Origin of the sequence: Candidatus Accumulibacter vicinus (assembly GCF_000584955.1) — a bacterium.
GTDB lineage: Bacteria > Pseudomonadota > Gammaproteobacteria > Burkholderiales > Rhodocyclaceae > Accumulibacter > Accumulibacter vicinus.
On the sequence record NZ_JDSS02000032.1, the window covers coordinates 94657 to 107748 of the forward strand.

12 protein-coding genes and 1 pseudogene are annotated in these 13092 nt (G+C 60.1%); 1 reads left to right on the forward strand and 12 read right to left on the reverse strand.

The annotated features are described in order from the left end of the window. The 5 genes from CAPSK01_RS15385 to CAPSK01_RS15405 all read right to left on the reverse strand — a co-directional run. A partial coding sequence (locus CAPSK01_RS15385; protein ID WP_034928647.1) for an ATP-binding protein occupies positions 1–243 on the reverse strand: 243 nt, incomplete at its 3' end. 19 nt (positions 244–262) lie between these two features. Next, a complete protein-coding gene (locus CAPSK01_RS15390) occupies positions 263–580 on the reverse strand; it encodes an STAS domain-containing protein (protein ID WP_034928548.1) in 318 nt (105 codons plus the stop codon). A 21-nt stretch (positions 581–601) separates the two neighbouring features. Then, positions 602–2737 (reverse strand): glycogen debranching protein GlgX, encoded by a 2136-nt coding sequence (glgX, locus tag CAPSK01_RS15395; RefSeq protein ID WP_034928551.1) that lies wholly within the window; start codon positions 2735–2737, stop codon positions 602–604. A gap of 1 nt (position 2738) precedes the next feature. Next, positions 2739–3083 (reverse strand): anti-sigma factor antagonist, encoded by a 345-nt coding sequence (locus CAPSK01_RS15400; protein WP_034928554.1) that lies wholly within the window; start codon positions 3081–3083, stop codon positions 2739–2741. Between the two features lie 33 nt (positions 3084–3116). Beyond that, positions 3117–4946 (reverse strand): AGE family epimerase/isomerase, encoded by a 1830-nt coding sequence (locus CAPSK01_RS15405; protein WP_034928557.1) that lies wholly within the window; start codon positions 4944–4946, stop codon positions 3117–3119. A 235-nt stretch (positions 4947–5181) separates the two neighbouring features. On the opposite strand from CAPSK01_RS15405, the gene CAPSK01_RS15410 reads away from it, so the two are divergent. After that, positions 5182–5694, forward strand: coding sequence for a prolyl-tRNA synthetase associated domain-containing protein (locus CAPSK01_RS15410; RefSeq protein ID WP_034928559.1), 513 nt, complete (start codon positions 5182–5184; stop codon positions 5692–5694). A 73-nt stretch (positions 5695–5767) separates the two neighbouring features. Here the strand turns inward: CAPSK01_RS15410 and CAPSK01_RS23300 are convergent, their stop codons facing one another. The 7 genes and pseudogenes from CAPSK01_RS23300 to CAPSK01_RS23305 form a co-directional block, all read right to left on the reverse strand. Then, positions 5768–7750 (reverse strand): PP2C family protein-serine/threonine phosphatase, encoded by a 1983-nt coding sequence (locus tag CAPSK01_RS23300; protein ID WP_273703796.1) that lies wholly within the window; start codon positions 7748–7750, stop codon positions 5768–5770. A gap of 10 nt (positions 7751–7760) precedes the next feature. Continuing rightward, positions 7761–8675 carry an amino acid ABC transporter substrate-binding protein gene (locus tag CAPSK01_RS15420; protein ID WP_034928565.1) on the reverse strand — a complete coding sequence of 305 codons (915 nt, stop codon included), beginning with the start codon at positions 8673–8675 and terminating at the stop codon, positions 7761–7763. A gap of 25 nt (positions 8676–8700) precedes the next feature. Beyond that, positions 8701–9345, reverse strand: coding sequence for an ABC transporter permease subunit (locus CAPSK01_RS15425; RefSeq protein ID WP_273703797.1), 645 nt, complete (start codon positions 9343–9345; stop codon positions 8701–8703). Continuing rightward, positions 9332–10936 (reverse strand): transporter substrate-binding domain-containing protein, encoded by a 1605-nt coding sequence (locus CAPSK01_RS15430; RefSeq protein ID WP_034928581.1) that lies wholly within the window; start codon positions 10934–10936, stop codon positions 9332–9334. Before CAPSK01_RS15430 ends, CAPSK01_RS15425 begins: the two co-directional genes overlap by 14 nt. A gap of 8 nt (positions 10937–10944) precedes the next feature. Continuing rightward, positions 10945–11790 carry a class I SAM-dependent methyltransferase gene (locus CAPSK01_RS15435; protein WP_034928584.1) on the reverse strand — a complete coding sequence of 282 codons (846 nt, stop codon included), beginning with the start codon at positions 11788–11790 and terminating at the stop codon, positions 10945–10947. 108 nt (positions 11791–11898) lie between these two features. Further along, positions 11899–12543: a DJ-1/PfpI family protein gene (locus CAPSK01_RS15440; protein ID WP_273703798.1), complete on the reverse strand. Its 645-nt coding sequence runs from the start codon at positions 12541–12543 to the stop codon at positions 11899–11901. A gap of 251 nt (positions 12544–12794) precedes the next feature. Further along, positions 12795–12890 (reverse strand): annotated as a pseudogene (locus CAPSK01_RS23305) (transposase); the annotation flags it as partial. Positions 12891–13092: the final 202 nt, after the last annotated feature.

A 13092-nucleotide genomic window follows, 5' to 3' on the forward strand; every position in this document is an offset into this window, starting at 1 on the left:
GCCTGTATCCTCGAGGATGACGGTCAGCTTATCGTCCTCTGTTTCAATCGAAATCACGATATCGCCCGTCAAACCTTGTTCCTGGTAGCCGTGGGTGATGATGTTGGTGGCGATCTCATCCACGGCCAGGGTCAGACGATAAGTCGCCGACCCGTCCAGTCCTGTCTCGATGCACGCCTCGGTGACCAGATGACGAATGGCCGAGAGCGCTGCCAGATTGGCCGGAATGCTGTGCCTTGCCATGACCGGGCGGGCGCCAAGCTCAGGGGTAGCTTTCCTGAAGGTAAACCGACTGGTCAAAGCCGCTCATCTGCAAGGTGTTGAGGACGGGGCCCGTGGCGCCGACAACATGTATGCCGACCTCGCTTCCCATCCGCTGCTTGGCGAATACCAGTACGCGCAGGCCAGCGCTGGCCATGAATTGCAGCTTGTTCACGAAGAGCACGAGCTTTTCGGGTTTTTCCTGGGCCAGGCGCTCGATTGCCGTACGGAATTCTCCGGCCACGGCTGCGTCGAGTTCGCCCTCGAGCGTGATCCATGCCTCGCGGCCCCTGGTTTCCACTGTGGTACTGAATGTCATGTTCCTGTCTCCAAAGAATGATCAAGTTGCCTGGTCCTGCAGCCGTGGGCGCCCGATCAGTATCACCACCGCTCGCTCGCCAACCAGAAAGCTGCGCAGATTCTCTTCCAGTTTGACTTCCTGGCCGGGTTCCCGGATGTCATCGGGGGCGGGCAAGCCGGTATTGGCGAACAGATACCAGTGATAGTTGGCGGGCAGTTCAGGTAATTCGAAGGGGAGGGCATCCCAATAACAGTTGATGGCCATGTACAGCACCGGACTGACATTTCCCCCTTGTCCGGCCTGCCGCTCGCGGAGCATGAAGGCCAGGGTCCGTGCACCTGGCGACCAGTCGGCGCGCCAGGCTTGTGTGCCATGCCAGATGATGTCGGCCTGAGTGGGACTGCTCCCGAAGAACTCGCGGGCGCGCAAGAGCGGGTGTGCCTTGCGCAAGGCAATCATCCGGCGAGCGAAGTTGAACAGATTGCCGTGCCGTTCGTGCAACGTCCAGTCGAGCCAGTTCAGGTCATTGTCATGACAGTAGGTGTTGTTGTTGCCGCGCTGGGTTCGCCCGATCTCATCACCCATCAGGATCATCGGAACGCCGTGGCTCATCAGCAGAATTGCCAGGGCGTTCTTGATCATTCGCTGGCGCAGGTCATTGACCCCAGGATCGTTGGTTTCGCCCTCGACGCCACAGTTCCAGCTATGGTTGTCGTTGCCGCCGTCACGGTTCTGTTCGCCGTTGGCTTCGTTGTGCTTGTCGTTATAGGCGAACAGATCGTAGAGGGTGAAGCCGTCGTGGCAGGTGATGAAGTTGATCGATGCAGTCGGACCGCGTTGGTTCCAGCCGTAGAGGTCCGGCGAGCCCTGAATGCGTTCGGCCATCACCGGGACCATTCCCTCGTCTCCCTTCAGGAAGCGTCGGATGTCGTCGCGGTACTTGCCGTTCCACTCGGCCCATCGTCCATATGCCGGGAAAGACCCGACCTGATACAGGCCGCCAGCGTCCCAGGCTTCAGCGATCAGCTTGCATTTGGCCAGGATGGGGTCGAAGGCCAGACTCTCGAGCAACGGCGGATTGGGTAAGGGGGCGCCGCTGGGAGCACGTCCCAGGATCGAGGCCAGATCGAAGCGGAAACCGTCGATGTGATATTCTGCTGCCCAGTAGCGCAGGCAGTCGAGAACCATGTTGCGGACCACCGGGCTGTTACAGTTGAGCGTGTTGCCGCAGCCGCTGAAGTTGTAGTAGTAGCCCTCGGGAGTCAGCATGTAATAGGTCTGGTTGTCGATTCCCCGGAAGGAAAGTGTCGGACCCTGCTCGTTACCCTCGGCGGTATGGTTGAAAACCACGTCGAGAATGACTTCGATGCCGTTGCGGTGAAACTCCTTGACCAGGTTCTTGAACTCGTCCACCTCCATGCCGAAGGGTCCGGAGGCTGCAAAGCCAGCCTTGGGGGCGAAGAAACCGACCGTGCTGTAACCCCAGTAGTTGTACATCATTTCGCCGGTCAGCGGGTTGGGGCGGCTGTTTTCGAACTCGTCGAACTCGAAGATCGGCATCAGCTCGACGCAGTTCACCCCCAGCTTTTTCAGATAGGGGATCTTGGCCATGATTCCAGCATAGGTGCCTGGATGTTTGACTCCGGCCGAAGGGTGGGCAGTGAAGCTGCGCGTGTGCAGTTCGTAGATCACCAGGTCCGCGAGCGGCGTTTCCAGGGGGCGGTCGTCCTCCCAATCAAAATCCTCGAAGATCAGTCGGGCACGGTGCGGGTAGCGGTCGTTCCAGTCGGGTAGTTTGCCCCACACCGTTCGGCCGCCGATTGCTTTGGCGTACGGATCGAGCAGAATCTTGCTCCGATCGAAGCGATGTCCGGCCACCGGATCCCAGGGGCCGTCCATGCGATAGCCATACTCGATGCGCTCGTAGTCGAGGTCGAAGACCACCATGCACCAGGCGTTGCCGATACGGAAGGAGTCCGGGAACGGAATCTCCACCAGTGGCTCTGGCGCGCCCTTCTCGAAGAGTACCAAGGTACAGGAGGTGGCGTGGCCAGAGCTGATGGCGAAGTTGACGCCACCTGGTACCAGGGTGCTGCCAAATGGAAATACACGCCCTAGTCGGAACTTGTAGCCTTCGTGCTGGTGAGTCGGGTAGAAATCGATGCGGCTATCCATGTCACGCCTGCTTGAGGGCTGTCAGTGCCGCTTCGACGCTGTTCGCAACGGTAAAGAACTTGAGAAAACCGGTAATCTCCATGGTGTCCCGGATCGATTCCGCCAAACCGGCCAGAGCGACCCGGCCATTGTTCGCCGCTGCCTGGCGGTAGAGCAGGAGCAGCATCCGCAGACCGGCGCTGGACATATAGCTGACGCGGTTAAGGTCCAGGATCAGCGAATCGTTCTCCTGCAACAGGGGCAGGATCTTGCTTTGCAAACTGGGCGCAGAACTGCCGTCAATCTCGCCAGCAACGGTTACGACTGTCATCCCGTCGCGGGGGAAAGCTTCAACCTCGATCGACATATGCTTGAATCCTTCGCTGCGATTGATGCGGAGCTACTTGACCGGCGTCAGGGTGACCTTGACCCGTACATCCTGGCGGGAATCGGGTAGTTGTACCGACAGGGCTTCGGCATCGAAGGCAGAGTAAGGCCTGCCGTCGATCTCGACCGCGGTCAGGCGGATACTGCCCTTGGGCAGGATGTCCGGAGACACCCGCAGGATCCGGTCCGGAAAACCGTCGGGTCGTGGCTTGAAGTACAAACACATCGGCTGCTTGTTGATCAGCAGGTTGATATAGGTCGCCGACAGGAAGCACAACTCGGTGGAGTGATAGGCGCTCATCGAGTGGCTGCCCTTGAGCCTTTCGTTACCCAGCAGATAAGGCAGCCCGTTGGCGAGAACATTGAAATAGACGCCGCCATCGTCGTGATCCAGGAAAAAGGCGTTGTAGAAGGCTGCCGCTTCGCGGCCGTGTTTCTGGTAGTCCGCCTTGTCCAGGCAACCCTGCAAAATCAGGTAGGCGAGGATCGCCTGCTCTTGCTGCCACCAGGCCTTGCGATCATGCCAGACGAAGCGATGCATTTTCTCGCCCGGAGCCAGTGCCCGTTCGACCACGTCATACCAGCCACCGCGGATCTGGTCGGAACCGACCGCGGGCATCAACTGGGCAATCTTCTCGGCCAGTTCGAGGTAATCGGTACTCGGACGAATACTGTGGATTCGCATCAGGTTCCAGGCGATCTTGAGATTGTGGCCAACCACCGCACGGTCCTGCTGCCAGTTCCAGGTGCTGTCGTGGCTCCAGTCTTCATGAAAGCGCTCCTGGACAAATGGCGAATGCCCGTAGTCGGGGAAGTGCCTGACGATGGTATCGGCGGTGTCGGCCAGGAAATCGGCGTACTTGTCCTCACCGGTCGCCAGCCAGAGGTTGATCAGGTAGGCCGGGGCGTGATCGCCGACCGAATTCCAGTTCTTGCGAGCGCGGTTGTTGCCTTTGTCGAGCAGTGGCGAGCGCGGATCCAGGCCGATCGGATCGATGTGCGAGAAGTAGCCGCCCTGATCGTTGTCCTTGTAGTATTTGTCGAACAGCTCGATGGTCTTCTCGATGTCGTAGAGAATGCGCGGGTCGCCGGTGAGACGATAGGTCTGCGTCGGTCCGGCGAGGGCGTAGATCTGCTCGTACATCGGCAGCGAGTCGTAGTCGTCGCCGAACTCCGAGGTCAGCAGCTTGTGCTCGCGGTCTCCGGAAACCTGGACTCCGTGGTACCAGTAGATCAGATCCTCGTCCGCATCCATGAAGCGCATGTGGGCACGCAGGTACTCTGTTCCTTTTTCGGCGGCCTCGAGGAAGCTTTCCTCGCCCGTCAGCATATAGGCCGAGGCCATGCCGTAGACCATCCGGGAAATGGTGTCGGTTTCCTGCAGGTAGTCTCCTTTCTTGCCGCCGGCCAGGTGCAGGATCGTACGATAATTGCGATAGTCGATCGACTGATTGGGGTAGTTGAACTGCCAGCGCAGGTAGCTGTTGGCGATGGAACGGATTTGTTTGATCCACCAGTCGGGTTCTTCGTGGCGATAAACTCCGGGTCCTTCGCCCGGGAAGACCATCGATTTGACCTCGGCACGCAGTTCTCCCGCTTGTGGATAGAAAATGCAGTAAGCGAAAACCTGCTGGCCGGGTTGCAGCATTTCGCGGATGCGCGAGGTGCAATCCTGGTAGCTGTCCTCGAGGTTCTCTGCAATTCGGGCGTAAGTGGTCGGCGTGAGGTACACTTGAAAATCCTGGCCGCAATTGGTCCTGAGAGTAAAGCTGCGTGCTGCACGATCAACCTGCGTGACATAACCGGTAATCGTGTCTGAATAAGAATAGGCTTGCGTCTTCATGACTGCTCCTCGCGATATTGCGTGTTGGTTATATTGCGTGTTGGTTATTGTTTCGTCCAAATCATGGCGCTAGGTTAGCTGCAATCTTGAGAGACGGTCAACTGCTACTTTTTTATTTTCTTTTCTTCGGCCTGAGCTTAATCCCATCAATCCCATCAATCATGATCTGGTTCGATCCGGTCCAGTGGGTGAGCTGTTCCATGGCAACGAAAACCACTGGGTATGAGGACTCGCAATGCTTCTTGCCGATAGCCAGCATCTGATGACGATGCTCGCCGAGCTGGACATCGTCACCACAACCGTCGAGCATCCACCGCTGCGCACGATAGAAGATAGCAAGCGTCTGCGCGGAGACCTCACGGGAGGGCACGCCAAAAGCCTGTTCCTGAGGGACAAGAAAGCCGGGTACTGGTTGTTGGTGGCGCTGGAACAGACCCGTGTTGATCTACGGGTTGCGGCAAGCCTGTTGCAGGCGTCGCGTCTCTCGTTCGCCAGCGAGGAGGAATTGGGCAGCATCCTCGGTGTCGTTCCGGGGGCCGTCTCGCCTTTCGCCGCGATCAACGACGTGCATGGTCTCGTTTGCGTAGTCCTTGAGCAGCGGCTGCTGGACAGCGATGTCCTCAATTGTCACCCGCTTCGAAATGATCGCACCACCGCAATCGCCACGCACGATCTGCTGAGATTTCTCGAGCAGATCCGACACCCGCCACGCATCATCGCTCTGCCTCAGGGGGTGGCGAGCACCTAGCCATAGTGGTCTGGCGTACTTTCCGTTCGCGCGTCCGGCCAGCCCGCCTGCGGCATCGCTGACGCGCGGCGCCCTACTCAGCAGAGGGAAGCCTGGTGCCGGAAGGGCCGTGCCAGCGTAGCGCCAGCAGGGTAATGTCATCGCTTTGCGGATGCTCACCGACGAACGCGCGAACCGCGTTCATCACCCTGTCGATGATCGTGCGTGCAGAGCAGGCCGGCGAGATCGCAGCCAGGCTGTTCCCCAGACGTGTCGCGTTGAACAGCTCGTGCTCGCCGTTCATCGCTTCGGTGACGCCGTCGGTGTAGATCACCAGTCCTTCGCCAGGCTGCAACTGGATGAGGTCATTGCGGTACACGGATTCGGCAACGAATCCCAGAACCAGCCCCCCCTTCTTCTTCTCGATCATTGCCGCGCCGCCGTCGCGCCGCAACAGGAAAGGCAGTTCGTGGCCGCCGTCGCTAAAGCTGATCTCCCCGGTCCGCAGGTCGAGAATGCCGGCGAAGACGGTGACGAACATGCCTTCGGGATTGTTCTCGCAGAGGCTGTGGTTGACCCGTTCCATGATGCCGCCGACCGATGCGGAGTCGCGCTTCGCCTCGACAGCGAACAGCGTCTTGGTCACTGCCATGAACAGCGCGGCGGCCACCCCTTTGTCCGACACGTCACCGATCAGAAAGAACAGCCGGTGTTCGTCGAGCAGAAAAAAATCGAACAGATCGCCGCCTACCGCTTTGGCCGGTTCGAGCACAGCGTGCAGGTCGAAACGGGCGCCGGGTGCCGGTGACCCGAAACTGTGCGGCAGCATGCCCATCTGGATGGCGCGAGCCGCAGACATCTCGCCTTCGATCCGCTCCTTGGCGGCAGTCGTTGCCTTGAGGTCCGCGATATGAGTTTTGAGTGTGGTGACCATCGAGTACAGGGCGTTCCCCAGGTATCCGACTTCATCCTTGCGGTTCTCCGACACCTTGAGCAGTTCAGCATGCATCTCCTGATCCGGGTCAAAGTGGTGCGCAACCAGGCGATGGGTCTGTACGGTCAGGCGCGCCAGCGGTCGGACGATGCGGTTGAGAAAGGGCAGGGCCAGAGCCATTCCCAGCAACAGCATGACCACGGTTACCCCGCCACCGATGGTCAGGAGCGAATGCAGCTCCGCCTCCATGTTGACCGGCAGGCGCATCAGCGCTGCCCCGTTCGGCAAGCCGTCCGCGCCAAAGGTTGGCGCAGCAACGTACAGGAGCGCATGCCGGAACAGCACCTTGTCCTCGAAATAGGAAGCGGGTGTGCTGGTATTGATCACCGTTTCGATGAAGGCGCGCTGTCCATCACCCAGCGCGGCACTTCCGTCGATGCCTGCGACGGAACTGACGGCCAGCGCTTCGAGTTTTTCATCGAATATCCAGATGGCGTCGATCAGTGCCCCCGAGAGAACGCTGTCCACCATCCTCTTCAGGCCGACGTTCTGGATGCTGCTGTTGGCGAGGTTTGGCCGATGGGCGATCAGGGTCATGCCGCCGCTCCGATCCGGCATGGTCACCGCGCCATAGTACAATTCGCTGTGGTCAGTCGTGCGGTACATCCGGTCAGTGAATAGGCTGTACTGCTGCCCCTGCAGTAGCGGCTTGAATTTCGGTTGCAGAGTCAGCCCCGAGTCAACGGCAATGGATGCGTCGATGTCGTCGAGCGACCAGAAGAGCGGCTTACCGGTGGCATCAGTTACCCAGACCTCTGGAATCCCGTTGCGCACAGCGATGGTCCGCAGAGCCCGATTGATTTCCAGAGCAGAAGTCTTCTGCTGCTGCGCCAGGTGGGTCAGTTGCGCAACGATATCCGCCTGGGTGCGCACGTTCTTGTCAATGATCTGCTCCAGGGCCGCTGGCACCTGCTGGATGAATGTGACGGACTGGGCGAGGGTCTGGGCGATCAGGATGCCGTCGCGTTCGGTTCTTTCCAGCACGGAGAGCCAGGAGACATAGGCGAACACCACACCAGCGCTCGGCAGGCCAATGGCGATGAGGGTGCTGACAAAGAGGAAAAGCCGGCGGCGCAGCGTCATCGTGACGACCCTACTTCAGCCAGATGATCGAGGCGGACAGCTTCTGGGCGACGATATAGTCAAGCGGGAAATAGACGATCCCGCGCGGTCCGAACCATTTGTCATAGATATCGAAATAACCTCCCCGATACTGGTCAACGCCGTCAAGGAGGTCGGCCAGTACCTCATTCACGAAGGCGCGCCATTTGGAGTCGTCGAGAGGCAGGCTGCAGACCATTGATTCATAGGACAGCCCATCGGTGCGCGGCAGCAGGATGACCTTGCTCTTGAGCGGACTCTTCTCGACCAGAGCACGGAGTACGATGCCGACGTTGGACAATCCGTCGATCTCTCCACTGGCGAACATCTTGAAGCCGGTTGCCATGTCGGGTACTTCGACCACAATCGCATCCGGCACGTGCTGTTTGAGAATGGTCGCGGTCGTCGTGCCGGCGGCGACGCCAATACGTTTGCCGCGCAGATCGTCGAACCCCTTGGCTGTGCTGCGCAGGACCATGACGCGGGTGCCGTTGCCGAAGAACGGGATCGAGAAATCGACCAATTTCTGGCGCTCCCAGGTGGGCGTCGTAATGCCGCACTCGATGTCGATGGCGTGGCTGGCGACCAATGCCAGGCGGTCGCTGGCCTTGGTGATGTGCAGCCGGGTCTCGATTTCGCGGCCAAGCTTCTCCGAGAGCTTCTTGCGAATCTGTTCGATCAGGTCAACCGAGAAACCGGCCAGCCTTTCCTCCTTGTCTCCCGCCTGCTGCAATCGGTAAGCGAACGGCATGGCATCGGCGCGGGTTCCGGCGTTGAGAACACCGGTATTCCTGATGCGGTCGAGAGCCGACTCGGCCGATGCCGATCCCTGCAGCGCGAACGCCAGCAGCGCTGCCACAGTCATGCCCGGCAGGCAGCGGCGAAGGATTGCGATGGTCTGTATCAATGGTTTCCCCTAAGTCGCCGACCGCTTACAGCGCTGGCACGCCGACGCGGGTCAGCAAGCGTCTTCTTGCGCAACCCATTGCCCAGTTGAGTGGAAAGCAAAAGACCAGGAAGTAGCAGATGGCGTAAGTATAAACCCAGAGCATCGTTTCATTGCCGCCGACCGCGGCGATGACGATGTTGCAGCGTGAAACGATTTCTCCGACGCCGATCACCGAAGCAGTGCTCGAGGCCATGACGATGATCAGCAGGTAAGTGGTCCAGCTCGGAATGAACAGCAATGCGGCCGCATGATTATGACGTTCCCGGTGTTGCAGGGCCACGAGCAGGTTGTCGGAGACGAATCCGATGACCGCCACGGAGAACGCCAGCGAAGCTTTGAGCCACACGGGAAAGGCGTAGATCTGTCCGGAAAATTCGAACTCTGTCGGAATCAGGAATGCCAGGTAGAAGAGGAAGACAAAAGTCGGGATGTTGCGCGTCAGTTCGGTGACAACGAGGCTCGCGTGCGCCAGCGGCGTGTGCCCGGATAGGCGCAGCCATGCCAGGAGCGCACCGAAGATCGTACCGATGATCATCGCCACCAGCGAGATCAGGATGTTCCAGGCGAAGCCGCCAGCCAGGAACGGTGTCCATGTCAGCAACAGGGCAGCGATTTCAGCGGCGGCCAAGTTCAGGAATCCTTCGTTCCAGGTAATTGAAGATCTGGACGACGGTGGTCACCAACAGGAAGTAGGTGATCATCAGGACATTCATCATCACCTCGGGGTTGCCTTGTTCGGCAACGATGGCAGTGGCCGCCGAAACAAGCTCCGGTACGGCGATGACGCTCGCCATGCCGGTCGCTTTCACGACATTCACCAGCGAAGCGACCACGGCTGCGTAGGACAGGCGTAGCGCCTGCGGCAGCTCCCGCCAGCCGAGCCGGAAATCTGGTTGCTGCTCCTTGAGTACGGAGACGGCTTCGAGCAGTGCAGACACGATGGCACAGCCGGTATAGGTCGAGAGACAGACGATGACGATCGAGGCGCCGTCGAAGGTCCAGCCAAAACGACTGACGATGATGTGGCCGACGCCGAAAAACACCAGGTAGATCAGCAACAGCGGTGGTGTCATTCGGCCGAGGGCGGCGGACATCTGCACGCAGGTGCGCACGCCGGGGAAGCCCGACTCTGCCGCCAAGGCACCGAGGCAACCCACGATCAGACTGCCGGCAATGCACGCGACCATCAGTTGCAGCGTTATCCAGAGGCCGCGCAGGAACAGCAGGCGATCGTAGGCGTCGTAAATGATGGTCATGTTGAGCCCGGTCTGCTCCTTGAGGAGCAGACCGAAATGCTGGATACCACCGACATCGGCAGATTTCAGGAGCCATTTGTGGCGGCACTCCGCTGGCCAATTGCCGTTTTCGAGCCGAGCACAAAGCAGGCCTCCGTCGGCCTGGCGCCTCGTCCAGAGTGCGCGCATCTCCACCAGATATTGGCTTGGCCTGATTCCCCAGCGCTTCTCCACGTCGATCAGCCAAGCGCTGCGGTGCCAGTCGGCGACCGCTTCGGAGATCATCTGCTCGAGTCGGGATCCTTGCTCCTTGGCAGACAGGGCGATGGCCCATGGCGAGATCATCATCGACGGTAGCGGCGTTTCGTAATTCGCCCACTCCGGATCAGCCAGCAGACCGGCGAAGCTGGTATCGTCGTACAGCCAGGCGACGCAGCGCCCATCGCGCAGTGCCAAACGGGCGTCGCGCGTGCCGTTGAAGATCTGCAGATCGAGCAGGAAGCGTTGGGCCATCGGCCGATTGAAGTATGCTCCCTGGGTGGCGCATACTTTTTTGCCGCGCAGATCCGTCCAGCTCGACAGCCGGGGAGTGGGCGGCGCGACCGCCGTCGCACCGCTGGCGTAGTAACCGGGTTCGACAAGGGTGGCAATCTGTCTGCGCTGCGGGCTGTCGCCGAGGGTGGCGATGACCATGTCGACAGCGCCTTCCTCGAGCTTCTGCAGGCGATTGGTCGAAGTGACCGCCACCAGTTGCAGGCCGACGCCCAGGCGGCGGGCAAGTTCAGCGGCAAGATCGGGCTCGAAACCGATCAAGCGACCGTGCGCGTCCAGCATACCGAAAGGCGGGTAATCGGATTTGACGCCGACGATCAAGGTGCCGCGCTTCTGGATCAGATCGAGCCGGTCGGCCTGCGCTTCTCGGCCAACCATGATGACGATCAGCACCAGCAGGCAGGCGGCACGAAACCCCGGACAGCGGCCCATCGTCTGGCTTATACCGGCTGGTTGGGAGCGAACGGGTGAGGCAAATCCGTGTGCTGATCCGACGCGCTGGCCGCCTCGGCGACCGCGAGAAAACCGTAAGCGCAGCGCAGCGGCAGGATCTTTGCCAGAAACCAGTCGATCGCGCGCAGCAACTGCGACCTGACGATGCCGCTCTCCGGCAGAATGCTCTCGGCAGTCAGGCGGATCAGGCGAAATCCCTGTTGTTCGAGTTCCTGCTCGAACTCCTGGAGAGTGTACAGGTGGTAGTACATCTTTACTGCCAGGTCATGGGAAGTGCGTTCGTAAAGAATGTCGCCGGCTTCGAGATGTCCCTGTTCTACCAGGCGTTGCGAAGAGAGCTGTTGCTTGGCAAATCGGCGCGCGGCGTTCGGCACTGTGACGACGATCCGTCCTCCGGGTCGGAGCAGGGCGTGGATGGTCGCGAGCGTTGCCCGACGTAGTGAGCGGGGATAGATGTGGCCGAGTACGCCAAACACCATGATCGCCAGGTCGAACTTCTCGCCCTCGCCCAGGCTCTCGGCTACCACCGTCGGATCGCCAAGGAGGGGACGCAAGCGGCCCGCCGCGACGTATCCGGAACATCGGGAAGACAAGCCGTCAATCGCCTCTCTGCTGATGTCGCAGGCGACGATCGTTGCGTCCGTGCGCTCGAGCAGGGTTTCGGCATAGCGGCCATTGCCGCAGCCGACATCGAGAACACGCTTGCCCAGCGCGTCGATCTCGCCGATGATGATGGCCAGGCTCGACGGGTTTGGCCGCGGGTAACGCTGCTCATAAAGCCGGCTGGAAAAATACTGGTCGTAGTTCTCTGCGACCGAGACTGGCGGATTCATTCATCACCTTCTCGGGGAGCATCGACGCGGTGAGCCGTTCTGTTGCCAGAACCGTCTCGACCGCAGCCGATGAGGAAAGCGCACGCGCTTGGGGTTCAAGCACAGGCTTTAGTCCCCTTTTTCGATTTCGGACAGGAAGGTGGTGATGAACTGGTCGGTTATCCCCGGATGTTTGCCGGTAATCAGGTTGCCATCGATGACCAGGTCGACGGTGCCTTCTGGGCCATAGATCACTTCCGCGCCAGCGTTTTCGACATCACAGACGATGTTGTGAGCGCAAGTGACCCGACGACCCTGCAGCAGTGTGCGGTCGGCGCAAAGCAGCCACAAACTGTGGCAGATCGTGCCGATCTTCAGATGGCGATCGGCAAGCGCCCGGCGGATGAAGACCACCGCTGGAGCCTGGTTCGGTTCTCCCTGGCGGGGCGTGACCTGGTAACGCAGGCGGTCGCTGGCATAAGCCCCGATGACGATGATCCCCTTGTAATCCGCCGGGTCAGCGGCAGTGATTTCGGTTTCCACCAGCACATGCTCTTCCACCCAGCCAGCGTCGGGATTGGAACCAAAGGTGAGGGAAGGATTGCCCCACAGGTGGGAGAGATAGACCACCTGATAGCCGTGTTTCGGGAACGATTCGTTGAAGAGGCGAAACTCGGTCATGTCGAAGTGTTCTTCGATCAGAACACCGATCTTGCCCTTGCGCGGTTCGCCAACAATACCCCGCAGTGGTATGGGAGGGGAGCTTTCGGTCATGGCGCGATTCCTTTCTAATTGCAGACATTAACATTAACGGTTGAAACGATGGGCGATTGCCAGATTTCAGCTCGTGGCCATTGCCTGGATGGGGCGGTGGCGGCGCAGTCGGGCCGCTATTGACAAATCGCCGTGAAAGCATGCATCCCGAATCGAACCAACGCTAGAGGCGACATCATACACCCGGGATGCCTCGGCATCTTCTTCGCGGCTTCCTGCTTTGCTGCAGTGCGTCTTCGCCGGATGGTCGCGCTTTCGGCCAACTCGAAGCCACGTGATTTGAGGTCGGAAAACAGGGGCTCGATGCCCCAGCGAAACCCGTAGTCGAGTACGCGCGCCCGCGTAGGCGGACAGCCCCGAGACATCGCGTTCGTCATGCGGAAGCACGCGCGCCGGAGGTTGATCCACGGCCCGGCCGATCGCCCGGCGATCCGTGAACGGCGGGTGGCAGGTGAGCCAGCGCCGGAGCTGAATCGAGGCCCCTTCGGCCCGTCGCGTGACGCGTCGCGGCGCGCCGCCGCCATGCCATCGCACCCGCGGCGGGCGCGC